Genomic DNA, 22,109 nt, shown 5'->3' on the forward strand with positions numbered 1-22,109 from the left:
CACGCTAGCGCGGAGGAATTTTGGACGTGCACTTGCGATACCGGCTTCCGTGATTTAACTTAGGTTTGCCTCACCTACTAGCAATCGCATCGGAGGAGCCCATGATCGGCGCCACGACGACCGGACCGTCCACCGCAGAACGAGTCCGCAGCGCCTGTGCGCGTGCCGAGGATGCGGCATTGGCGATCGAAGGCAGCGAACCCGTCGTCACCACGCTCCATCACCTACGTTCCAACGGTGAAGTAGTGCTGGCGGTGCCCAGCGATTCTGCTACCGGCGCCATTGCGTGGCAGTCGACCCGTGCAGGGGTCCCGGCTGTCCTCGAACTGACCGATCACGCACCACTGGCGTTGCGTGAACCGGTTCGTTCGTTGGTGTGGCTGCGCGGCGAGCTGCGGCCCGTACCGGAGTCGCTCATGCGACCCATGGCCGGTGCCGTCGCCGCCGAGCACCCACACCCCGCACTGCTCGACGTCGGACATTCGACGGTGTTACTGAGGCTGATCCTCACCTCGGCCGTCGTCGCGGACAGCACCGGCGCCGAGCCGGTCGCCGTCGACGACCTGCTCTCCGCCGAGCCGGATCCGTTCTGGGAGATGGAAACCAGCTGGCTGCAGCACCTCGACGAGGACCATGCAGATCTCGTCAACCAACTTGCCCGACGCCTCCCGCCGTCGCTGCGGCAGGGACGCATCCGACCTCTCGGCATCGATCGATACGGCATCAGGTTGCGCATCGAGAGCGACTACGGCGACAACGACGTTCGCCTCGGTTTCGCCGAACCCGTCGACGACACCATGGCACTGAGCCGTGCACTCCGCGTACTCGCTGGATGCCCGTTCCTGAACGGATTGCGCGCACGGGGCTAGCTCATACTTGATCCGTGATCGATCTGAAGGGCTGGATCAACCCGCCGAACTCGGCCGTCGACCCACCGCTGGAACCGCGAGAACGACGAGTGATCAAGATCGAGATCGCGATCGTTCTGCTGGTGACCTTCGGGCTCAGCGGCGCGAGCAGCATCCTCTCCCTCGTCGAAGATGCCTTGCTCGCGGGCAGTCTGTCCGACCAATCGGTAGCGCTGAACACGTCGAACTCCTCCCTCGGTGTCATCGATCTGCTGTACCAAGTACTGCGCATCCTGCGACTGTGCGCGTGGGGGGCCCTCGGTCTGTACCTACTGTGGCGCGCGGGGCTGGGGCCCAGGCTCGTCGGGCTCGCGAAACCGAAGCTCCGGAAGGATGTGCTGGCCGGCGTCGGGCTCGCCGCGCTGATCGGCCTGCCAGGCCTGGTGTTCTACCTCGTCGGAAACGCCGTCGGACTCAATCTCACCGTTGTCCCCAGCACGATCGACGACACCTGGTGGCGCATTCCCGCCCTCGTGGCCTTCGCCTTCGCCAACTCCGGCGCCGAGGAGATACTCGTCGTTGCCTACCTGATCTCCCGATTGCGGAAGCTCGGACTCGGCGAGAACTCGTCACTGCTGCTCTCCGCCCTGCTCCGCGGCTCGTACCACCTCTATCAGGGCCTCGGAGCCGGCGTCGGGAACTTCCTGATGGGCCTGGTGTTCGGACGGTTCTGGCAGAAGACCAACCGTCTGTGGCCCCTGCTCATCGCCCACGCCCTCATCGACATCGTCGCTTTCGTCGGCTACGCCCTCCTCCGCGACCATCTCTCCTGGCTACCCTAGATTTGTAGGTACATTCGACGGGTGAACGACGACGACCGCAGAAGACGAGGCACCCCGCCACAGGGTCCACCTGCTGCGCCTCGAAATCCAGGGCGTCGTACACCTCCGCCCGGCTACCGGCCACCGCCGCCGGCCGGGTCTCAGCCGCCGGCCGGTTCTCCGCCTCCGGCCGGTCATCGTCAGCCGCCGCCTCCGGCCGATCGCCGCCCGCCTCCCGCCGGCGGCCGGCCGCACGACGGTTATCGGCCGCCCCCTCCCGGTCCTCGCCCGCCGCTCCCGCCGCGGCAGGAGGGCACTCAGATCATTCGACGCGACGGTCGGCCGGACTCGCACCGGCCATCGGCGTCGCAGCAGGCGTGGTCGCAGGCACCCGAGCCGGGAGTCGTTTCACGCGATCGCACCGCCGGATATCGCCCGACCGAGCAGTATCCGCCTCGGGACAGAGCCGATCGCTACAACGGCGATCACGCGCCGCGGCAGACTCCTCAGCCGTACGTCGAGGAACCTCCACGTCGCCGAACTCCTCCGCCCCCGCAGCGGGCCCTTCGACGGCCCGAGCCAGCGAAGCCTCCGCGGGTTCGCAAGAAACGGCACTGGGGTCGACGCTTCGGCCTGACGTTCCTGGTGCTGCTTCTGGTCGTCGGCGGGTTGGTCTACTACGTGGACAGCTCGCTCACCCGCGTCGATGCGCTGACGAGCTACGACGGACGCATCGCGGACACACCGGGCACCAACTGGTTGCTCGTCGGCTCCGATTCTCGAACCGGTTTGACGCCCGAGCAGGAGGCATCGCTGTCGACGGGTGGCGAGACAGGTCCGTCTCGCACGGACACGATCATTCTCATCCACATTCCCGAGGGTGGCGGCGCCACGACGATGGTCAGCCTCCCGCGTGACTCGTACGTGTCGATCCCCGGTTACGGCCAGGACAAACTGAATGCGGCATTCGCGTTCGAAGGCGCGCCCCTGTTGGTGCAGACAGTGGAAGGTGCGACGGGTCTGCGCATCGACCACTACGCGGAGATCGGTTTCGGCGGCTTCGCGGGAATTGTCGACGCTGTCGGCGGCGTCGACGTCTGCCTGCAGAACGCGATTTCCGATCCCCTCGCCGGGATCGATCTGCCCGCCGGATGCCAGGAACTGGCCGGATCGGACGCCCTCGGATTCGTTCGCACCCGCGCGACCGCGCTCGCCGACATCGACCGCATGAACAATCAACGCCAGTTCATGTCCGCCCTGCTGGACAAGGCGACGAGTCCGTCGACGTTCCTCAATCCGTTCCGTCTGTGGCCTTTGGTCAAGGACGCAGCCGGGTCTCTCAGCGTCGACGACGGTGATCACATCTGGAATCTCGGCGCCCTCGCCTGGGCCATGCGCGGAGACCTCGTCACGACGACGGTGCCCGTCGCTGGATTCGAGAACACCGACGTCGGCAACGTCCTGCTGTGGGATTCCGACCGCGCCTCGCAGTTCTTCGGACTGCTGGCGGACGACCAGCAGATTCCGGAGGACCTCAGGACGTCAGGGCCCTGACGCAGGAGTGGAGCCTGCCGAACGACCAGGCTCGAGCAACCCCCAGCGGTAATCTGGGGTGCATGACTTCGAGCGACGGCAGCAACGCTTTTCACGACCTACTCCGCGCTCAGGTGCATCACGAGTTCACGGCGTCTCATCAGTACTTCGCGATTGCAGTGTGGTTCGAGACCAACGATCTCCCTCAGCTCGCGGCGAGGTTCTACGCACAGGCGGCCGAGGAACGCGGGCACGCTTTGATGATCGTGCATTACCTCATCGAGCGAAAGGTGAAGGTCGGGATCTCGGGGATCGGCGACGTCGTCGACGAGTTCTCGAAGGTCGCCGAACCTGTCGAGTTGGCGCTTGCTCAGGAGAAACGGGTGACCGAGCAGATCACCGCACTCGCGCGTACGGCACGGGACAACGGTGACTACATCGGCGAGCAGTTCATGCAGTGGTTCCTGCAGGAGCAGGTCGAGGAAGTGGCCAGCATGAGGAGCCTGCTGAACATCGTGCACCGGGCAGGCAATCAACTGTTCGACGTCGAGACGTACGTTGCGAGGGAGACCGCCGCGCGAGTGAACCGCACCACAAACGCTCCGAAACAAGCCGGCGCAGTATGACTTTCTCGCTGGTCATAGTCAAGAATTAGGGCCTGTTTATTTAGGCAACCTTGACCTCAATAAGGGTGAACTTGGGTGACAACAGCCCCTGACCTGCATATTCTCTTCACCATGAGCGCAGACGTCAAAGAAACCAACCACTCCAAATTCCACGCACTCCTCCGCGATCAGATCCGGAACGAGTTCAACGCGTCGCACCAGTACATCGCCACGGCGGTCTACTTCGCCAACACCGACCTGCCGCAGTTGGCCAAGCACTTCTACGCGCAGGCCGTCGAAGAGCGCAACCACGCCATGATGATCGTCCAGTACTTCCTGGACCGCGACATCACCGTCGAGCTCACCGGAGTCGACGGCGCGAAGTCCGTCTTCACCGATGCCCGCGAGCCGATCGCTCTGGCGCTTGCCCAGGAAGAGACCGTCACCGAGCAGATCATCGCGCTCGCGAGCACCGCACGCGAAGAGGGCGATTATCTCGGCGAGCAGTTCATGCAGTGGTTCCTCAAGGAGCAGGTCGAGGAAGTTGCGAGCATGAAGACGCTGCTCAACGTCGCGGACCGTGCCGGACACAACCTGTTCGACCTCGAGCAGTTCGTTGCTCGTGAGTACAGCAACACTGTCCCCTCGGACAGCGGTGCACCTCAGGCTGCCGGCGGCGCCATCTAAGTCGCACGTCCCGCGCTCGTGAGTGGAAATGTGTCCTAGCGGACACATTTCCACTCACCACGGATTACCTGAGCGTCACCTGACGCCCGCGCAGTCCGTCGCGCGACCGCCGCTGCTCCGAGGTCAGCGGCGCATCCACAGCCAAAGCCTCGGCAAGCTTGCTTCCGAACTGAACGGTGGGCGCGGCCCATTCCGTCGGGTGCATCTCCGGATCCAAATCGAACACGGGCACGAGCAGCCCGTGAGTCCGGAACGAACCGGCGTATCGAGAGCCCTCGCCGAGCGTCAGATCACCGGCAGCGTGCAGACGCGCCAACGCGAGCATCAGCTCGTCCTCGCTTTCCGGACGAACCCACCGCAGGTGCGCTTTGTCGCCCGCATCGACCCACCACGCCGCAGTCAGGCCCTCACCTTCGAGGCGAGCCGACGGCATGATGGCCCCATTGGCACGCTCCACCGTCGCCGCGACGTCGGCAGCAGGCTCAGCGCCCTCGGGAAGCCACCAGTTGAAATCCTGGTGCACGGTGATGTCGAGTTCCAGCGTCGGATCCAGCACCTCCGACAGCGCAGGAGTGTTGCCGTCCGGCCCAGCCGACTCCAACGACTCACCCGGCTGCGCGATGGACGCCCACGACAACGCACTGGACAGGTCAGCCGCGACATTCGGCGAATGCACCTGAACCTGCAGGCCAGCGAAGCCCCGCACGTCCCCGCTCTCCTCGCGCACCAGCGCAGCAACCGCACCGGGCAACACCGTCGCCACCGTCAGCGTGCGACCGTCGACCACGACCGGTGCCGTCGCCGACGGAACGAACTCACGCATCGCAACGAGATCGCACTCGGCCTGCACACCATGGAACGGCCGCACCGGCGCCGCGGACAGGTTCTCCCGCTCGGCCGCACGCTGAGCGAGCTTCGCTGCGCGATTACTGTCCTGCTTCGGACCACTGTTTCTTTTGCTCTTACCCACGACCGAAACCTACAGGGTCTCCCCACCTGCACGTCCAGCAAGCCCAATGCTCCAGCTCACTCCGCAGGCTCCGCTCTGCCTCACCGGCTCACTCCGCAGGCTCCGCTCCCGCCTTACCCGGTCACTCCGCAGGCTCCGCTCCTGCCAACCAGGCGCGGGTGCGCGCTGGGTTGTTCGTGGCAATCCACCCGACGCCCAGTTCACGGCACAGGTCGACATCAGCCTTGTCGTCGACGGTCCACACATACGTCGCGCGTCCCGACGCCGCAGCCCGGTCGACTATCGACGGGTGCTCGCGCAGGCTCTTGATCGACGGCCCTACTGCCGTGGCACCGACGGTGGTGGCCGCGCCGCCCCCGAGATAGTGCGACGAGTCGCCGAGGAGAACTGTCGGCAGCATCGGCGCGGCTCGTCTGATTCGCCACACAGCGGTGGCCGCGAAGGACATGATCACTGCCCGCGAATGGTCGGCGGACGCAGGTTGGCCGATGCCGAAACGGTGGAGTTCGGCCAGCACCTTGCTCTCGATGAGCGACCCGTAGCGCACCGGATGCTTGGTTTCGATGAACAGCTTCGTCGGTTTGGACGTCCAGTCCAGCACCAGCTGAATCAGGTCGCTGAGTGTCAGCAGATCGGCGGGCTCGGCGCCGTCGCCGTAGTCGTAACCCCGGAGGGTGTCGTAATCCAGCTCGCTGACGATTCCGGTGCCGGAGGACGTGCGGTCGATTCTCCGGTCGTGCACGCACACGATGTGGCCGTCGCGGGTGAGCCGAACGTCGCACTCGAGGCCGTCGGCACCGTCGCGAAGCGCCAGATCGTACGCAGCGAGCGTGTGCTCCTTCTTTTCCGCCGACGCTCCGCGATGCGCAACGACGAACGGTCCACGACGATCTCCGCTCACGACGCCGCCGCCTTCTCCGTTTCGGTGACCGAACGTGACGTTCGGTCACTCTGAGTGACCGAACGGTTCGTTCGGTCCGGGAGGGGGACGTCGGCGACGGTTTCACGTGGAACCGAGACGACCCATCGCGTCGGCGAGGGTTTGTGGGTCCCGCGCCAGCCGAGGTCGTCGATGCTGTGGAGGAGGTGGACGGTCCACAGGGCGGTGAGGACGCCCACCAGGGCGACGATGGCGGAGAGCAGTACGCCGTCGGCCTGTGCTTGGAGGGAGTCGCGCAGCCGCCAGAGGGATGCGGCGACGACGAGTGCCCAGTTCAGGACCCACAGTCCCCACCAGATGCGGATGTCACGGACCAGACGTGGCTTGCCGACGCCGGCTTTGGCGTCGGCCAACTCGGTGAGAAAGACCCCAGGCAGCGCGAGAGACAGCACCGGAACGAGTGTTCCGACGAAGATGGTGCGCGACGAGCGTGGATCTCGTGTTCCGGCTCGTTCGAAGAAGATCCGTCGTCGATCCACCAACCAGCAGGCGGATCCGACGGCTGCGGCGATTCCGATGACGATCGACGCGGTCTCGGCGAACAGCACCAACGCATCGGACGTCACGAGGGTCGTCTGCCCGACGAGGCGCGTGCGGTTGTACAACAGGATTCCGTACCGGAACAGCTCCGCTGCTGCGGCGAGGCCGAGCAACGACGCGGCCAGTACCAGCAGACCGGGCGCGGCGCCTGCCCAACGTCGAAGTCGCGGTTCCCGTTCCTGGACGTTCGATACGGGTTGATCTATCAGACCCCAGCGCGGGATCTCGTCATACTTCGGTGTCGCGGTGCGGCGTGGATGCGACGGACCGGCCGGCCGCGAGGTCTTGTTCCGTGGTTTCTTGGCGACCCAGCGGAAGTTGCGGGTACCGGTTGCGGGCGCTTGCGCGGACACCGGAGACAGCAGCACGCCGTGGCAGCGCGGACACCACACTGCCGGTCGCGTTCCGACGGGCCACCGCGTCGCGCAGCGGGCACAGACCTGAAAAGCGGACACTAGACGATTCTCGCCTCGGCGCCGTCGTCGCGCACGAGTGGACGGCCTGCGTGCTGCCACGCCGACATGCCGCCGTCGACGTTGGTGGCCTCGTATCCGATCTGCGCGAGGTATTCGACGACGCGGAGCGAGCGCCCGCCTGCCTTGCACACGACGTACAAGTCCGCGTCGGCGTCGATCTCACCGATGCGGGACGGCACTTCGGCCATCGGGATGTGCACGGCACCGGGTGCGTGGCCCTGTTGCCACTCCTCGTTCTCACGGACGTCGAGCAGAATCACCGACTCGCTCAGCTCGGTGGGTAGCTGGGCGACGGTCACTGAGGGCAGATCCGGAGCAGACACAAAACGATCTTGTCACGCAATCCACTGGCCCTGCCACCCGTTCCCTGTGGATGGAGGGAGGAAGTTATCCACACTATCCACAGACCGATCCACAGAAACCGGACATCTGCCGGTTTCATCCACAGGCCCGGAGGGTCTCAGCTCGATTCCCTAGACTCGATTCCATGGCCTCCATCGAACTTCGTATCTTCACCGAACCTCAGCAAGGCGCCACCTACGACGATCTTCTTCGCGTCGCCCAGACTGCAGAAAATCTGGGCTACGGCGCGTTTTTCCGCTCCGATCACTATCTGGCGATGAACTCGGACGGCCTGCCCGGTCCGACGGACGCGTGGATCACGCTCGCCGGAATTGCACGCGAAACGAAGACGATCCGCCTCGGAACTCTCGTCACATCGGCCACCTTCCGTTATCCCGGGCCGCTGGCCATCAGTGTCGCGCAGGTCGACGCGATGAGCGGGGGCCGAGTCGATTTCGGTCTCGGCGCGGGATGGTTCGAGGAGGAGCACTCGGCGTACGGCATTCCGTTCCCGCCGCTGGGCGAGCGCTTCGACAAGCTCGAGGAGTCGCTGGCCGTCATCACCGGCCTGTGGGAGACCCCCGTCGGCGAGACGTTCTCGTACGACGGCAAGCACTTCCCCATCGTCGACTCGCCTGCGCTTCCCAAACCCGCGCAGTCCCCACGCCCACCGATCCTGATCGGCGGTGGCGGCAAGAAGCGCACCCCGGCGTTGGCCGCGAAGTACGCCGACGAGTTCAACATCCCGTTCGCCTCGCTGGAGGCCACCGGAACGCAGTTCGATCGAGTGCGAGCGGCAGCGGCCCAGACCGGACGAGAACTGGTGTATTCGAGCGCGCTCGTGCTGTGCTGCGGCAAGTCCGAGGAGGAGATCGCTCGACGCGCCGCTGCGATCGGTCGTGACGTGTCCGAGCTGCGGGAGAACGGTGCAGCTGGTTCCCCCGCGGAACTGGTGGACAGGATCGGGCGTTACGGCGAACTCGGGGCATCCCGGGTGTACCTGCAGGTCCTCGACCTGGCCGATCTGGACCATCTGGAACTGGTGGCGTCGGAGGTCATGCCTCAGCTCTGATCCCTCAGCTCTGATCCCTCAGCTCTGAACCCTCAGCTCTGAACCCTCGGCTCTGAACCCGCTTCGGCCCGTGCGCGCCTGCCTCAGGCGTGCGCGGGTCGACGCAGTCGGCCGCCCAGCCAGCGTGCAGCGGGAGTCTCGACCCATCGGTAGACGATTTCCGACACGGCGGCCGTGGCGACGAGAAACGCGAGGACCGCGCCCGTCGGGCCGGTGTACGGAACGACGTTCTCGTACACCCGATAGAGAATCAGGGTGTGGACCAGGTAGATCGCGTAGCTGCGGGTCCCCGTCCAGCGGACGATCGCCCAGTGCGCGATCCTGCCGTCGTACCGCGCGAGGAGCAGGACCAGACCGGTGACGACGACGATGGTCCACATGTACTGATCACCCGCCCAGTACGCGTGGACGTCGGTTGCCAGTCGCACCACCTCGGCCTGCGCGATGACCGAGACGACAACCCATCTCCAGCTGATGATCCTGGCCCAGCCGAGGTAGACGATCTGCCCGAGGAACAGCGTCGGGAGCGTCGCGGCGATCTTCGACAGCATCGGCACCGACCACGGCTGCGGGATGTAGAGGTTGTAGATCAGCACCGCCGCACACAGAAAAGCACCGACGAGGGGAACGACGACGGGCCACTTCCGCAGGATGTCGCGGGCCGCGACGCAGTACAGATAGAACATCAGCTGGACCGTCAACGTCCAGGTGACGCCCAGTACGGCGACTTCGGGCTTCAAGAAGAATCCGCCGAGCACGAAGCTGAGCGCGGCTTCGGAGTTGCTGATCCCGTTCTGACCGCTGAACATGCCGTTGATACCGAGACGCACCAGCAGAATGGCCAGCGCGACGGAGACCCACAGGGCCGGGACCAGGCGAGAGAGCCTGCTGACCGCGAAATCCCGTCGCGATTGCCGCATCGCCGAGCGGGTCACCAACAGTCCGGTGAGGAGCATGAAGATCGCGACGCCGACGAACGAGAGATGGTTGTTGAGGCCGGCTTCCTGGATGAACACCCGGTAGACGACGTCGATCATCCACCAGCCTTCACCGCGGTCATCGATCAGGTAGAACGAGATGTGCGAGTAGAGAACGGCGAGCACCGCGATCAACCGCAGCAGGTTGGCGCCGTCGAGTTGAACCCTCGGCGCGTACACGTCCGTGACCGCCTGTCGGGCGTCGACCGCATCGGTCGACCTGCGATGGGGGCTCACGGCGGCCAGTCTAGATTCCTGTTCACCTGCCGGACCAATCGTGGCGCCGAGCTGTGACCTCGCCGTGACCTCCCGAGGCTGCCACGCAGGCGTGGTTTTATTCCGAGAAATGCGTCTCGAGTACAACAGTTGCACTGGGGGTACTAATGAGATTGGGTTGAACCCGAGAGAAGATCCGCAGCATTACGCGCCGCACTTCGTTCGATGAAGCCGGCGTCGACAAAGAAGGGAACCACGTGTCCGAGTACACCTTGCCCGACCTTGATTTCGATTACTCCGCCCTCGAGCCACACATCTCGGGCGAGATCAACGAACTGCACCACTCCAAGCACCACGCAACGTACGTCGCCGGCGCCAACACTGCGCTCGAGAAGCTCGCTGCAGCCCGCGAAGCCGAGGATCACGGCTCGATCTTCCTGCTCGAGAAGAACCTCGCGTTCCACCTCGGCGGCCACGTCAACCACTCCATCTGGTGGAAGAACCTCTCCCCCAACGGTGGCGACAAGCCCGAGGGCGAGCTCGGCGCAGCTATCGACGACCAGTTCGGTTCGTTCGACAAGTTCCGCGCACAGTTCACCGCTGCAGCCAACGGTCTGCAGGGCTCCGGCTGGGCCGTCCTCGGCTACGACTCGCTCGGCAAGAAGCTGCTGACGTTCCAGCTCTACGATCAGCAGGCCAACGTGCCGCTGGGCATCATCCCGCTGCTCCAGGTCGACATGTGGGAGCACGCCTTCTACCTGCAGTACAAGAACGTCAAGGCCGATTACGTCAAGGCGTTCTGGAACGTCGTGAACTGGGCCGACGTCCAGGCTCGCTTCGAGGCAGCCACGTCGAAGACTCCGGGTCTGATCTTCCCGTAACTCTTCCGCACCGCAGAGGGCCATCACGCATCGCCGTGGTGGCCCTTTTCGTATTGTGCTCGTTAGCACTCGACACGGCTTGTGTGCCAGCACGTTTCTGGGTCATATTGGGGTGTACCCAGCGTGGCGTACCGGATATTTCTGGGCGAACGAGGAGTGCACATGAGCGATCGCGATCTGATCGGCGTTTCCCCTTTCCATGCCGCAGGGCTGCTGCGCGGGTTCGTGATCTCCGGGCGGTGGCCGGATACGACGAAGGAATGGGCGCAGTTTCTCGTGCTGGCCGTCCAGGTCGCATCGATGCCGGGCCTACTCACGACGTCGACGGTCTTCGGGGCACGCGAGGAGCTTCCCGACGATCCGGCCCCCGGAACCATAGGTCTCGTCCTCGCCGAGGGGCCTGTCGTGGGTGAGACAGCTGTCACACCCGAACGGTTCGCGCACCACCAGCCGGCGGCGATGTTGATGCTGCATCCACCGTCGGAAACCACCCCGTCGCTACCCGAATGCGCGGGTGCGGCGTCCGGATGTGTCCTTCTTCCCGGCCTGCCGCATCTCGGACTCGATCACCGTGCTGCCTGGGTGGAAGCCGAATCCGACGGGACCGTGACCTCGATGGTGAGTCGCATCGGCCTCGACCCGATCAGCGATCCCGACACTGCAGTTTTGGCCATGCTCCTCGCCTCCTGAACGGGGCCCGTACAAGAGTTTTCGGGTCCCCAAACTTGCTGCGGCATTGGACTTTTCGATGTCGTCCTCCTACTGTTGACAGCAGCGAAGGGGAGTAGCCCCCAATCACAGTGTCGACATACTGGTCCGCAATCGGGCCCGGCACCGTGAACCGACACCGCACACGCACACGCTGCGTGCTCGGCGCCGGTGGGCGAGACCTTCGGTCATTCAGACGACCGAAGGAGTGTCTCCACATGCTGTCCGCGTTGCTGCTGAGTTTCGCAGTCATCTTCGTCGCCGAACTCGGCGACAAATCACAGCTCATGGCCATGACGTTCGCCTTGCGCTACAAGTGGTACGTCGTCATCGGCGGCATCACGATCGCCACCACCGTCACCCACCTCGTGTCGGTCGCCGTCGGCCATTTCCTCGGACTGTCGATCCCCACTCACCTGATCTCGATCGTCGCCGGTATCGCCTTCGTCATCTTCGGACTGTGGACGATCAAGGGAGACAAGCTTTCCGACGACGAAGGCGACAAGGCCTCCAAGGTCACCCGCTCGGCGTTCATCGCAATCGCGTCGGCATTCTTCCTCGCCGAACTCGGCGACAAGACCATGCTCGCCACCGTCACCCTCGCCGCGGACAACAACTGGGTCGGAGTCTGGATCGGCTCGACCGTCGGCATGGTCGCAGCGGACGCCCTCGCCATCGTCGTGGGCGCAGTCCTGGGCAAGCATCTGCCGGAGCGCATCATCCAGTTCGGTGCCGCGATCCTGTTCTTCGTGTTCGGCGTCTCGCTGTTCTTCGAGGGCGTCATGCCCGGAACGTCCGCGCCCGTGATCGCCGGCGGCGTCGTTCTCGCCCTGTCGGTAGCCGTGTGGGGGGCAATCGCCGCTGTCCGGCGCCGTCGCCCTGTGCCGGCCGAGGTATTGAACGACAAGTAAGAACCGACGTATCATCTGCCCCGATCAGAACCAGGGGCACATGACAACCATCGACGACATTCCCAGCAGGAAGCTGCGCAGTACCACCCACGACGACAACACGTCGTCGGAGCGGCTTCTCCGGACGGTAGCGCGCTTCGTCGCCGCCGGTTACCTCATCTACTTCGCGATTCTGCTGCCGGATTTCCTCCGCACGGCGTATGTCACGGAATCCTGGTGGACGCCCACAGCGATGATCGCCGTGTTCGGAACCGGTCTGTCCATGGGTTTCGCCTCCCTGGCCGCGGACACCAAGTGGATCCGAGTCACCGGTGCCGTCGCGACATTCGCCTTCCTGGCCGCTGCACTGAGCTGGTGGGTCGCATGGGACACCTCCGTCGTCGACACCAACGGGATGCCCCTGGCGTCGTTCCCCGGCCTGGCGGGACTGGCCGCGGCCGCGTCGCTGCCGTCGTGGCTGGCCTTCGCACAGTTGACCGTCACTGTCGTCTCGGTTCAGCTCAGCATCAACATCCTCCGCGGTCCACTGCTGGACGGCCCGTTGCTGGCGGACATCACGTTCGCGCTGATGTTCTGTTCCATCTTCGTGGCCGCCACCCTCGGCGTCATCCGCACCGCGCGCATTCTCGACAGCACGCGCGACACCACCCATCGACAGGCGGCGACGGAGGCTGCGGTCAGCGCCCGGGCCGTCGAGCGGGAACGTTTCGACGCGCTCATCCATGACGGGGTGTTGTCCTCCCTCCTCGCGGTGGCTCGCCTCGGTCGCACCGAGGGAGTGATCCGACAGACCGAACACACTCTCGCTCAGCTGGACTCGCTGCGAAATCACTCGTCCGCCACGACGTTCGATGTCGACGAGGCGCTCGCCCGGTTACGTTCGGCCGCAACGAATGTCGACGAGGAGATCGAAATCGCCGTCGAATCACGCACCGACGCTTTGTATCCCGCCGAGGTCATCCGCACGGCCAGTGCCGCCTTGGCCGAGGCAGTTCGCAACAGCGTCACGCACGCAGGTTCCGACGCGACGCGGGTCGCGACGTTGTCGCTGCGAAAGGACGACATCGACATCGTGCTGTCCGACGACGGGTCCGGGTTCGACCCCGCATCGGTCGCGCCGCATCGCATGGGGATCGCGGTGAGCATCGTCGGACGCATGCGCAGCCTGCCCGGTGGGTCCGCGCGCGTCGAGTCCGACAAAAACGACGGTGGCACGACGGTGTCACTGCGTTGGTCGGCCCCGTCGTGATCGGCACCGTCGTGAACGGCACCCGGAGCAGGGACGACGCGTGTCAGGACGGCTCGGGCCAGGATATTCGCGACCTCATCGGATTACGGTCGCGATTCGCGACGGGACTGGTCGCCCTCTACATCTTCACGTGTTTCCTCTGCGCGGCAGCAACGTTGGACGGAGTGAGCTCCCCGTGGCCGATCTTCGTCTCCGCTGGGTTGTGCTCGATCGGTGCGATCACGATGATCACCGCACCAGGAGATCCACTGCCGTGGCGGTACACCGTTTTCATCGCTGCCCTCGGCCCCGTCAGCTGCGCGTTGATCTACAGCGTAATTCCCGTTCCGGTCAGCAGCCCGCTGCAGACCTGGCCGCTGGGCACGAGCGTCGCACTGTTCACGGCCCTGTGTGTGCGAGGGCGAACGTCGGCGGCGTGGGCCGGGCTGGGGACGACGGTTGCCGTGACGATCTTCTGGTCCGTCCAGACCGGGCAGGGCGCCGCCTACGGCATCGCCTTCGGCGTCATCAACGCTGCCCCACTGCTGATGTCGACGTTCTTCGCGTTCACGCTCCGGCCCCTCGCTCGCTCCGTCTTCGCGCTACGTGACCAGTCGACGACGCGAGTCGCATCCGAGGCGGCCGCCGCAGCCGTGCTCGAAGAGCGTGACTCGCAACTGCGTCGGCTCGACGAACTCGCTCGCCCACTCCTCGAACGCACAGTCCACGGCCCCGACCTGGCTCCCGAGGAGATCGCGTCGTACACCCTGCTCGAAGCCGAGTTGCGGGATTCGTTGCGTGCACGTGCACTCGTCACCGATCGTCTACGCACGTCGGTTCGGACGGCACGCGACCGCGGAGTCAGCGTCGTACTCCTCGACGACCGCGCCGACGTCGAACTCGACACCGCGGTGCGCGACCTCGTCGTCGACTCCGCAGCAGAGCACATCGACCGGATGCCGAGCGGATCGGCGACCCTGCGGCTGCTCCCCGCAGGCCGACCCGCCCTCGCCACGATGCTCGTCGATTCCGAACGGACCTACCGAATCGAATACGAGCACGACGGTCGAGCCCACGAAATCAGTAACTGACACCGAGTGTGATCCACTCCACTTCTGTCACGCCGCTGGGCGCGTCTCACTGCCGTCCGGTTATGGTGCAGGACGAGACAATCACGGTCAGCGCTGATCGTTTGCGCCGATCGTCCACCGCTCTAGTCGAGGAGATGTGTACGTGGAGATTTCGGGAACAGCAGCGTTGGTCACAGGCGGGGCATCCGGCCTCGGTGCGGCAACGGCCAAGCGCCTCGCCGACGCCGGGGTGACGGTGTTCGGCCTCGACCTGGCCCAGTCGATCGAGCGGGCGGGCGACAGCGTGCCAAACGGCGTCACGCTCATCGCCGCCGACGTCACCAGCGAAGCGGACGTCGAGGCAGCCCTCGACACCATCACCGCGTCCGGCGTGCCCCTGCGCATCGTCGTCAACTGCGCCGGTGTCGGCTGGGCGGGACGCATCCTGTCGAAGAAGGGCCCGCACGAGCTCGAGCTCTTCCGCACCGTCATCACCATCAATCTGCTGGGCACGTTCAACGTGATGCGTCTCGCCGCCAACCGGATTCAGTCACTCCCGACGGTCGACGACGCAGGCCAGCGCGGCGTCATCATCAACACCGCCTCCGTCGCCGCCTTCGAAGGCCAGATCGGCCAGATCGCGTACACGGCATCCAAGGGCGGAGTGCACGCAATGACCATCACCGCCGCCCGCGACCTTGCCCAGGTCGGCATCCGCGTCAACACCATTGCCCCCGGCATCGTGGACACCCCGATGCTCGCCGGCGTCACCGAGGAGTACCGCAAGGGCCTCGAAGCGAGCGTCCCGTTCCCCTCACGCCTCGCACAACCCGCGGAATACGCACAGCTGGTCCAGATGCTCGCCGAGCACGACTACCTCAACGGCGAAACCATCCGAATGGACGGCGCAATCCGCATGGCGCCGCGGTAGAGGTCTACCGGGCCGGACAGCCGGGATCTCAGGCTCGGGCGCGTAACGATGCGAGGGTGGGAATCTCGAGGTCCGCGCGGTCGGTCATCCACTCGCGCAGGACTTTCGTGGCCTGGACGTCGTCTTCGTTGTAGACGAGCAACCGCTCGCGCTGAGTGAGGTCGGGTTCTCCGTCGTAGCCGACGGCGTCGCGGTACCAACCCATGGACGCCTCGCCGCCGGCTTCGTCGTCACGCCAAGTGAACCCGGCAACGGGGGCGATTTTCTTCAGCCCTTTGCCGCCGGGGCAGATGAATTGGTCGCTGACGGCCTGGTAGATGTCCACCCATTGTTCACTGTCGATGAATTCGCGGATCTCGGCTTCGGTGGGAACGCCGGGTACGGCGCTGAAGCGTCGGGCAGAATCGAGGAGCCATTTGTCCTCGGCCTGACGCGAGTAGCAGTACGCAGCAAAGGTTTTGCCGCGTGCAGCGGCGTCGCGGCGCTTGCCCATCAGCCAGCCCCAGAACTCTGCGAACGATCGTCCTTCGTCGACGGTCGGCAACGGATCCCAGGTCACGAATCCTCGGTAGACCGCGGGCTGCCCTCCCTGCTCGGTGAGCAGCGTGCCCCACAGGTAGGCGCCGTGCTCCTGGAAGCTCTCCATGTCCACGTCGACCTCGACGTCGGCGCGGTGCACGGTCGTTTTCTCGGTCCGACGCAGAAGCGGCACGTCCGCTCGCCACGCCGTCGCTGCGGCAACGGCGTCGTCGAAACTGCCGAACGGCCAATCCTCCGGCTCCGGGCCGGTCCAGTCCGCGAGGTCGTCGATGGTGAAGACGCCTTGCCTGCGCAGTACCTCGGCCCGCATCCCCGACGCCACCAGTGACACGTCGCGATTGGCGGTCAGCTGCGGTTTGCAATCCGACCACCACGAGCACGATCGGCATTCGCTTACTTGGGACGGCACGGTGAAGCTCTCACCACGCGCCACCGCGAGGCGGTCCGCGAAGCGCGAATCGTATTCCGCGAACACGGTCTCGAGGTCGTGAACGAGGATGCACTCGGCGCGGTATCCGATTGCGCCACCGACCGCGGTGGACGATGCGAAGCCCTCTCGCTCGAGCATCCGATAGAGATGCGCGAGCCGCAGTTGGTCCCGCAGCTGGCTTCGCACCTTGCGACTCTCGTCGACGCTCGGTGCCCACTCGCCGAACGGGGTGGTGGTTGCCCCGCGGCCCGGGTCGGTGACCTTGTGATTGACGACGATGACCGGGATGTATCCGGAACCGGACGGATCGAGCATCAGCATCTCGCTGCGACCGCGTCGACCGTGCTCGTGGTCGAGAGGAAGCACGGCATTCCAGATCCAACGGGCCTTCCGTCTACACGCGGCCAGGGTCAGTTCCGCCGCGGTCCTGGCGTCGGGGGCGTCGATCTCCGTCCACCCGGGTGCGGTGGCCGCGAAGGACGTACGAGTGGCTTCGCGATGCGCTGCTGCAGCCTCACGCCGTTGCCGTACGCCAGGGTTCTCCGGTTCGTCGCGCTGCAGCGCTGAGTAGGCCGTGTCCAGGTACAGCCGATGACGGCACCGCGTCAGGGACCCGGCGTCGATGAGTACCGACGACCGTATTCCGGCTGACCGTGTCGCCGCGACAGGCTGGCTGTTCACAGTTGATGAGCCTATGTCCCCCCACCGACACGCCCCATGCGACCCACCGCTGCGTCAGCGATAGGCTGTGTGTCAGCCAGCGCGAATACCGCGCCCGAACCGTACCGAAGCTGACGTTAGGGGCCTTGTCGATGGGGTTGTTCCGCAAGCGCAAGGGTCGTGCCACTCGTAAGGCCGAGGCCAAGGCGCTCAAGCACAAGGCAACACTCGAGGCCAAGCTCGGAGCGAAGAACGAGCGCAAGCAACTGAAGTCCATCGCGAAGGCGCAGAACAAGCTGAGCGCGGTCGAGGCCAAGTCGCAGAAGAACGTCGAGAAGGCGCAGATCAGGACCCTTCAGGCGCAGCAGAAGGCGGCGCTGCAGGGGTCGTTCAACGCGGCTCAGGTGCGCAAGTACATCTCGATCGCACGGGTATTGATCCCCGTTCTGACCCCCATCGTCTACCGCGGCGCTGCGGTCCTGCGGAACCGTCTGGACGAGCGCAAGGCAGGCAAGCTGGGCGTCAACCCGGCCGAGCTGAGCGAGTACAGCGGCTACGGCGCGAAACTGAGCGCACGTATCGCTGGTTCGGAGAAGTCGCTCGCCCAGGTCACGGCCAACAGTTCCGACGCCGAGACTCGCAAGTTCTCCGACGCGATCTCCCAGCGTCTCACGGATCTGGGTACCGCGGTGCGGACGTCGGAGCAGATGCCTCCCGCACGTCGCAAGGCTGCGCACAACGCCATCTCGGCCGAGCTGGACGGCATCGAAGCCGACCTTCTGGCTCGTCTCGGCGTTCGGTAGTACTTCCGGTTCCATGAGGTCGCCCGCTGCTTCGCTTCGCGGCGGAGCTGTCGGCGCGACGACGGTGTCGCTGTCCGTGGCAGCGCACGGGTGGGCCGACGGTGGTTACCCCTCGGGTTCGGCGGCCGTGCTGGTGCTGATCGTGGGTCTCGGGATCGGCGTCGTCTCTGCTGTGCCGCGGTCCGGCCGCGCGACCGTGCCGTTGCTACTTGCGGGGTTGTTGCTCGGTCAGTTCGCGTCGCACGTCGCCCTTGTCGTCGGGGATCCGCACGCGGTGATGCACGGCCACACGATTCTGCCGAGCCCGACCATGGCTGCATTCCATGTTGCCGCATCGGCACTGGCCGCGGTGTCGGTGTGCACGGCCGAGCGGCTGTACGGGCCGATCACGGCCGTGGTCCGATCGGTAGTGGATCCACCGCGTCGCCTCGCTGTTCCACCCAGACTCACCATCGCGGCCTCGAACCCGGTCTCCGCCGCAACATTCAAGTTCACGACATCCATCTCGAGACGTGGCCCGCCGACGTCGGTGTGAATCTCCGATCATCTCTGCCACATCGTCTTTCGAGAAAGTACCCATCGCCATGAACAGCTTGATTCGTCGTGCCTCGATCATCGCAGGCACCGCATCACTCACCCTCGTCGTCGGAGCGGGTGCGGCCTCCGCACACGTTTCGGTCGTCGCACCCGACGCCGCGCAGGGCGGATACGCCGTCCTGACCTTCCGCGTTCCCACCGAATCGGACACCGCTGCGACGTCGTCGGTCAAGGTCGAACTCCCGGGCCTCAATTCCGCACGTACCCAGCCCATTCCGGGTTGGACTTCGGTCGTGGACAAGAACGCCCAAGGCCTCGCCACCGCAGTCACGTGGACTGCGAGTCCGGGCGCAGAGGTGCTGCCCGGACAGTTCCAACAGTTCCTGTTGTCCGCGGGTCCCCTGCCCGAGGAGGAGACCGTCAGCTTCCCGGCCGTCCAGACCTACAACGACGGCGAGGTCGTCGAGTGGACCGAGGAACCGGCCGACGATGGAAGTGAACCCGAATACCCGGCGCCGTCGCTGACGCTCGCGGCCGCCGGTTCCGACGGTCACGGCGGTCATTCGGTATCGACTTCCACCGAGGCGTCGGATTCCACCGAGACAACACAAGGTTCCGAATCCGACACCACAGCACGCTGGCTCGCCGGCGGAGCACTGGTTCTCGGTGCCCTCGGTGCCGCACTCGGCATCGGCGCGACCGTGCGAGGACGCCGGTCATGAGAAAGCTGATCGTTGCCGTAGTCGCGATCTCGGCGCTGCTGATCGGCGCGCCCACGGCATCCGCTCACTCCGTGGTCACCGGGTCCACTCCGGCCGACGGTTCCGAGATCGCCGCAGGGCCTGCGCAGGTGGCGGTCTCGTTCAACGAAGTTCCGCAGTCGCAGTTCGCAACTCTGAACGTCGTCGGACCGGACGGCAACCTGTGGTCCAAGGGTGACCCGCGGATCGAAGGCCAGAGCATCGTCGTCGACGTCGGCGAACTCGGCCCGGCCGGCGAGTACACAATCGCCTACCGCGTGACGTCGGCCGACGGTCATCCCATCAGCGGCACGATCGGGTTCACGTTGACCACCGAGGGTGCAGGTACACCAGGTGCCGCGGCGTCCGCTACCGGAGGCGGCGAGTCCGACGACGACAGCGGCGGAGGAATCCCCGTGTGGATCTTCCTCGTCGCGGGTGTCCTCGTCTTCGCAGGTGGTCTCGCTTACGCGTTGCGCAAGCCGAAGGACAAGTAGCTGAGCGCGTTCCGCCGGTGGTGGGTGCTCGCCGCAGGGGCGGCGGGCATCGTCGGGGTGGGCCTGGCATGGTTGCTCGCCCACCCCGACGGCCCCGACCCGTCGTCGGTGCTCCGCGTTGTCGCGGACTGCCTCGGGGCGACGACGCTCGGGCTTGCTCTGCTGCGCACGGATCTGTTCCCGGATCGGTCGAAGCCTCCGGTGTGGCGCACCGCCGTCGTCGTCGGTGGCCTGTGGACCGCAGTCGAGACCGCGCTGCTGGCGACGGCGGCGACGGAGTCGTTCGGGGGTGGGATCACCAGACTGTCGGTGACGAACTTCGCGACGTTCCTCACCGACATCACCGTGGGGCAATTGGGTGTGGTGACCGTTGCATGCATCGCAGCGGCGGTGACGTATTCGTTGTTCGCGTATCGGACGGCGATGCCCTCGAACTCTGCGAGGCAGCGTGGGCGCTGTCTGTCCCCGGTACCCGTCGTCGTCCTCACCGTCGTCGCGCTCGTGGCGCGTCCTGTCACAGGGCACATGTCGCAGCAGGTCCTCGGCGCGTTGTTCGTGTCCGTGCACACCGTCGCGGCGTCGGTCTGGATCGGCGTTCTGGCCGCGATGGCCCTGACCTTGCGTGCGCGGGGCGCCTGGGCCGCAGTGTTGCCCGTGTATTCGCGCCTGGCGTGGTGGTCGGTGTGGATTCTCGCCGTGAGCGGCACCGTCAACGCTGCTGTGAAACTCGGTGGCCTGTCGGCCCTGGTCGACACCGGATACGGCCGTATCGTCCTCGGCAAGACCGTTCTTCTCGTCGTCCTCGTGGTGCTTGCCCGACGGTTGCGCGCCACCTGGCTGGTGTCGGTGGCCGCTCATCGCACGAAAGCCGACGAGTCGACTGTGCGTGCCGCCGTCCACGTCTGCGTGCTTGCTGTTGCATTCGGTTTGGCTGCTGCTCTGGCAACGACGGCGTAGTCCTTCACGACCCGTCGGCGTAGTCCTTCACGACCCGTCCACTTCGCGTTTCCCGCGGCGACCGACTCGCGTCGTTCGGGACGGTCACGATGTCAGCTTCGTCGTTCGTCAGGAGCTTGTCACGTGATACCTTTTCGCCGCCCGGCCGTGGGCGTCCTCGTTTCGATTGCCTCGATAGCTGCACTGTCCGCGTGCTCCGAGCCTGCCGATCCCGCTGCTGCCGGCACGGAGTCCAGCGGCGGCACCCTCACGGTCTACACCTCCGAACCGCAGGCGAAGATCGACGCACTCAACGCGGAGTTCACTGCCGCGAATCCGGACATCGAGATGCAGGTCTACCGCGCCGGTACCGGAGACCTCAACGCGCGCATCGCTTCCGAGCGTGAGACGGGCTCGATCGGCGCGGATGTGCTTCTGGCTGCGGATGCACCGACGTTCGAGGGGTACAAGGACGAGAACCTGCTGCTCCAGTACACCCCCGCGGACGTGTCCGCGTTGAACCCGGAGATCGTCGATCCGGACGGATATTACGTGGGAACCCGAATCATCCCCACGGTGATCGCGTACAACACCGGAGCCGTGTCGGAGCCGCCGACGTCGTGGCAGCAACTCGCCGATCCGAAGCACAAGGGACAGATCACTCTTCCCAATCCCGATGTCTCGGGTGCGGCGGCATTCAACACCGCGGTGTGGTTGAACGAGGAGTCCCTCGGCCAGCCCTGGCTCGAAGGTCTTGCTGCGAACGAACCGATCGTCGCCGAGAGCAACGGCCCTGTCGGACAATCCGTTGCGGCAGGTACTCAGCCGATCGGAATCGTCGTCGACTACCTGGTTCGCGAACTCGCGGAGAAGGGTTCGCCCATCGCGCTCGAGTACCCGACGGACGGCGTTCCGTACATCTCCCAGCCTGCGGGTATCTTCGCCGATTCGAAGAATCAGGACGCAGCGAAGAAGTACGTGGACTTCCTCGTCGGCAAGCAAGGTCAGGAGCTCGCGGTCGAGCAACAGTACCTCCCGGTGCGCGGTGACGTCGGAACTCCCGATGGCGCACCGGCTCTCGCCGATCTGAATCTGCTGAACCCGGATCTCGACGAGATCACCGCATCTCAGCCCGAGGCGGTCAAGAGGTTCACCGAACTTGTCGGATAGTTCCTATGTGAGTGGAAATGTGTCCTGGAGGACACATTTT

Annotated in this window: 24 protein-coding genes; 18 read left to right on the forward strand and 6 right to left on the reverse strand. The window is 65.3% G+C overall.

Translation table 11 applies throughout. The annotated features are described in order from the left end of the window. The first annotated feature begins 101 nt into the window (after window positions 1–101). The 5 genes from ACFULT_RS00710 (at window position 102) to ACFULT_RS00730 (ending at window position 4,494) form a co-directional block, all read left to right on the forward strand. Complete coding sequence (locus ACFULT_RS00710) at window positions 102–869, forward strand: DUF2470 domain-containing protein (RefSeq protein ID WP_378480355.1); 768 nt, start codon at window positions 102–104, stop codon at window positions 867–869. Between the two features lie 14 nt (window positions 870–883). Then, window positions 884–1,690, forward strand: coding sequence for a CPBP family intramembrane glutamic endopeptidase (locus ACFULT_RS00715; protein ID WP_378480356.1), 807 nt, complete (start codon window positions 884–886; stop codon window positions 1,688–1,690). Between the two features lie 303 nt (window positions 1,691–1,993). Next, window positions 1,994–3,223, forward strand: a complete 1,230-nt coding sequence (locus ACFULT_RS00720; protein ID WP_378480885.1) for an LCP family protein — start codon at window positions 1,994–1,996, stop codon at window positions 3,221–3,223. Window positions 3,224–3,285: 62 nt separating this feature from the next. Beyond that, window positions 3,286–3,828: a ferritin gene (locus ACFULT_RS00725; protein WP_037110553.1), complete on the forward strand. Its 543-nt coding sequence runs from the start codon at window positions 3,286–3,288 to the stop codon at window positions 3,826–3,828. 111 nt (window positions 3,829–3,939) lie between these two features. Then, complete coding sequence (locus ACFULT_RS00730) at window positions 3,940–4,494, forward strand: ferritin (protein ID WP_019667080.1); 555 nt, start codon at window positions 3,940–3,942, stop codon at window positions 4,492–4,494. 64 nt (window positions 4,495–4,558) lie between these two features. Here ACFULT_RS00730 and ACFULT_RS00735 read toward each other — a convergent pair whose 3' ends face one another. From ACFULT_RS00735 to ACFULT_RS00750, 4 genes are all read right to left on the reverse strand, one after another. Continuing rightward, window positions 4,559–5,464 carry a DUF5926 family protein gene (locus ACFULT_RS00735; RefSeq protein WP_037110554.1) on the reverse strand — a complete coding sequence of 302 codons (906 nt, stop codon included), beginning with the start codon at window positions 5,462–5,464 and terminating at the stop codon, window positions 4,559–4,561. A 121-nt stretch (window positions 5,465–5,585) separates the two neighbouring features. Then, a complete protein-coding gene (locus tag ACFULT_RS00740) occupies window positions 5,586–6,365 on the reverse strand; it encodes a glycerophosphodiester phosphodiesterase (RefSeq protein ID WP_037110556.1) in 780 nt (259 codons plus the stop codon). Next, window positions 6,362–7,399 (reverse strand): DUF4328 domain-containing protein, encoded by a 1,038-nt coding sequence (locus ACFULT_RS00745; protein WP_378480357.1) that lies wholly within the window; start codon window positions 7,397–7,399, stop codon window positions 6,362–6,364. The genes ACFULT_RS00740 and ACFULT_RS00745 overlap by 4 nt, the downstream gene beginning before the upstream one ends. Continuing rightward, window positions 7,399–7,719 (reverse strand): rhodanese-like domain-containing protein, encoded by a 321-nt coding sequence (locus ACFULT_RS00750; RefSeq protein ID WP_020111775.1) that lies wholly within the window; start codon window positions 7,717–7,719, stop codon window positions 7,399–7,401. Before ACFULT_RS00750 ends, ACFULT_RS00745 begins: the two co-directional genes overlap by 1 nt. A gap of 188 nt (window positions 7,720–7,907) precedes the next feature. Here ACFULT_RS00750 and ACFULT_RS00755 point away from each other — a divergent pair, with 188 nt between their 5' ends. Continuing rightward, window positions 7,908–8,834, forward strand: coding sequence for an LLM class F420-dependent oxidoreductase (locus ACFULT_RS00755; RefSeq protein WP_037110559.1), 927 nt, complete (start codon window positions 7,908–7,910; stop codon window positions 8,832–8,834). A gap of 83 nt (window positions 8,835–8,917) precedes the next feature. Here ACFULT_RS00755 and ACFULT_RS00760 read toward each other — a convergent pair whose 3' ends face one another. Continuing rightward, window positions 8,918–9,991: an acyltransferase family protein gene (locus ACFULT_RS00760; protein ID WP_378480886.1), complete on the reverse strand. Its 1,074-nt coding sequence runs from the start codon at window positions 9,989–9,991 to the stop codon at window positions 8,918–8,920. Window positions 9,992–10,284: 293 nt separating this feature from the next. Between ACFULT_RS00760 and ACFULT_RS00765 the strand changes: the two genes are divergently transcribed. The 6 genes from ACFULT_RS00765 (at window position 10,285) to ACFULT_RS00790 (ending at window position 15,756) form a co-directional block, all read left to right on the forward strand. Next, window positions 10,285–10,908, forward strand: a complete 624-nt coding sequence (locus ACFULT_RS00765) for a superoxide dismutase (protein WP_019667073.1) — start codon at window positions 10,285–10,287, stop codon at window positions 10,906–10,908. Between the two features lie 162 nt (window positions 10,909–11,070). Continuing rightward, complete coding sequence (locus ACFULT_RS00770; RefSeq protein ID WP_037110562.1) at window positions 11,071–11,598, forward strand: hypothetical protein; 528 nt, start codon at window positions 11,071–11,073, stop codon at window positions 11,596–11,598. Between the two features lie 236 nt (window positions 11,599–11,834). Continuing rightward, on the forward strand, window positions 11,835–12,527 hold the full coding sequence (locus ACFULT_RS00775; RefSeq protein WP_037110564.1) for a TMEM165/GDT1 family protein: 693 nt from the start codon (window positions 11,835–11,837) through the stop codon (window positions 12,525–12,527). Window positions 12,528–12,567: 40 nt separating this feature from the next. Next, window positions 12,568–13,776 carry a sensor histidine kinase gene (locus tag ACFULT_RS00780; protein ID WP_378480358.1) on the forward strand — a complete coding sequence of 403 codons (1,209 nt, stop codon included), beginning with the start codon at window positions 12,568–12,570 and terminating at the stop codon, window positions 13,774–13,776. Further along, complete coding sequence (locus ACFULT_RS00785; RefSeq protein ID WP_378480359.1) at window positions 13,758–14,846, forward strand: hypothetical protein; 1,089 nt, start codon at window positions 13,758–13,760, stop codon at window positions 14,844–14,846. The genes ACFULT_RS00780 and ACFULT_RS00785 overlap by 19 nt, the downstream gene beginning before the upstream one ends. Before the next feature lie 142 nt (window positions 14,847–14,988). Further along, window positions 14,989–15,756 (forward strand): SDR family NAD(P)-dependent oxidoreductase, encoded by a 768-nt coding sequence (locus ACFULT_RS00790; RefSeq protein WP_037110583.1) that lies wholly within the window; start codon window positions 14,989–14,991, stop codon window positions 15,754–15,756. Between the two features lie 28 nt (window positions 15,757–15,784). Here ACFULT_RS00790 and ACFULT_RS00795 read toward each other — a convergent pair whose 3' ends face one another. Further along, the gene (locus tag ACFULT_RS00795; RefSeq protein WP_094720204.1) at window positions 15,785–17,407 is read right to left on the reverse strand and encodes a TM0106 family RecB-like putative nuclease; all 1,623 of its coding nucleotides are present in this window, start codon (window positions 17,405–17,407) and stop codon (window positions 15,785–15,787) included. A gap of 131 nt (window positions 17,408–17,538) precedes the next feature. On the opposite strand from ACFULT_RS00795, the gene ACFULT_RS00800 reads away from it, so the two are divergent. From ACFULT_RS00800 to ACFULT_RS00825, 6 genes are all read left to right on the forward strand, one after another. After that, window positions 17,539–18,189, forward strand: coding sequence for a DUF6474 family protein (locus tag ACFULT_RS00800; protein ID WP_019667066.1), 651 nt, complete (start codon window positions 17,539–17,541; stop codon window positions 18,187–18,189). Window positions 18,190–18,202: 13 nt separating this feature from the next. After that, window positions 18,203–18,724 (forward strand): hypothetical protein, encoded by a 522-nt coding sequence (locus ACFULT_RS00805; RefSeq protein ID WP_378480360.1) that lies wholly within the window; start codon window positions 18,203–18,205, stop codon window positions 18,722–18,724. Window positions 18,725–18,773: 49 nt separating this feature from the next. Further along, entirely contained in the window at window positions 18,774–19,448 is a 675-nt protein-coding gene (locus tag ACFULT_RS00810) for a YcnI family protein (protein ID WP_378480361.1), read from the forward strand. Further along, window positions 19,445–19,963 carry a copper resistance protein CopC gene (locus ACFULT_RS00815; protein ID WP_378480362.1) on the forward strand — a complete coding sequence of 173 codons (519 nt, stop codon included), beginning with the start codon at window positions 19,445–19,447 and terminating at the stop codon, window positions 19,961–19,963. The genes ACFULT_RS00810 and ACFULT_RS00815 overlap by 4 nt, the downstream gene beginning before the upstream one ends. Window positions 19,964–19,987: 24 nt before the next feature. Next, entirely contained in the window at window positions 19,988–20,920 is a 933-nt protein-coding gene (locus ACFULT_RS00820) for a CopD family protein (RefSeq protein ID WP_378480363.1), read from the forward strand. 123 nt (window positions 20,921–21,043) lie between these two features. Further along, window positions 21,044–22,069, forward strand: coding sequence for an ABC transporter substrate-binding protein (locus tag ACFULT_RS00825; protein WP_378480364.1), 1,026 nt, complete (start codon window positions 21,044–21,046; stop codon window positions 22,067–22,069). Window positions 22,070–22,109 lie beyond the last annotated feature (40 nt).

Source organism: Rhodococcus sp. NPDC057297, from assembly GCF_042667435.1.
In the GTDB taxonomy this organism is placed as follows: domain Bacteria; phylum Actinomycetota; class Actinomycetes; order Mycobacteriales; family Mycobacteriaceae; genus Rhodococcoides.

Coding starts and splice junctions, on each gene's coding strand:
- ACFULT_RS00800 (WP_019667066.1), top strand. CDS start 17,539: ATGGGGTTGTTCCGCAAGCGCAAGGGTCGTGCCACTCGTAAGGCCGAG.
- ACFULT_RS00805 (WP_378480360.1), top strand. CDS start 18,203: ATGAGGTCGCCCGCTGCTTCGCTTCGCGGCGGAGCTGTCGGCGCGACG.
- ACFULT_RS00780 (WP_378480358.1), top strand. CDS start 12,568: ATGACAACCATCGACGACATTCCCAGCAGGAAGCTGCGCAGTACCACC.
- ACFULT_RS00775 (WP_037110564.1), top strand. CDS start 11,835: ATGCTGTCCGCGTTGCTGCTGAGTTTCGCAGTCATCTTCGTCGCCGAA.
- ACFULT_RS00710 (WP_378480355.1), top strand. CDS start 102: ATGATCGGCGCCACGACGACCGGACCGTCCACCGCAGAACGAGTCCGC.
- ACFULT_RS00810 (WP_378480361.1), top strand. CDS start 18,774: ATGAACAGCTTGATTCGTCGTGCCTCGATCATCGCAGGCACCGCATCA.
- ACFULT_RS00815 (WP_378480362.1), top strand. CDS start 19,445: ATGAGAAAGCTGATCGTTGCCGTAGTCGCGATCTCGGCGCTGCTGATC.
- ACFULT_RS00755 (WP_037110559.1), top strand. CDS start 7,908: ATGGCCTCCATCGAACTTCGTATCTTCACCGAACCTCAGCAAGGCGCC.
- ACFULT_RS00770 (WP_037110562.1), top strand. CDS start 11,071: ATGAGCGATCGCGATCTGATCGGCGTTTCCCCTTTCCATGCCGCAGGG.
- ACFULT_RS00730 (WP_019667080.1), top strand. CDS start 3,940: ATGAGCGCAGACGTCAAAGAAACCAACCACTCCAAATTCCACGCACTC.
- ACFULT_RS00725 (WP_037110553.1), top strand. CDS start 3,286: ATGACTTCGAGCGACGGCAGCAACGCTTTTCACGACCTACTCCGCGCT.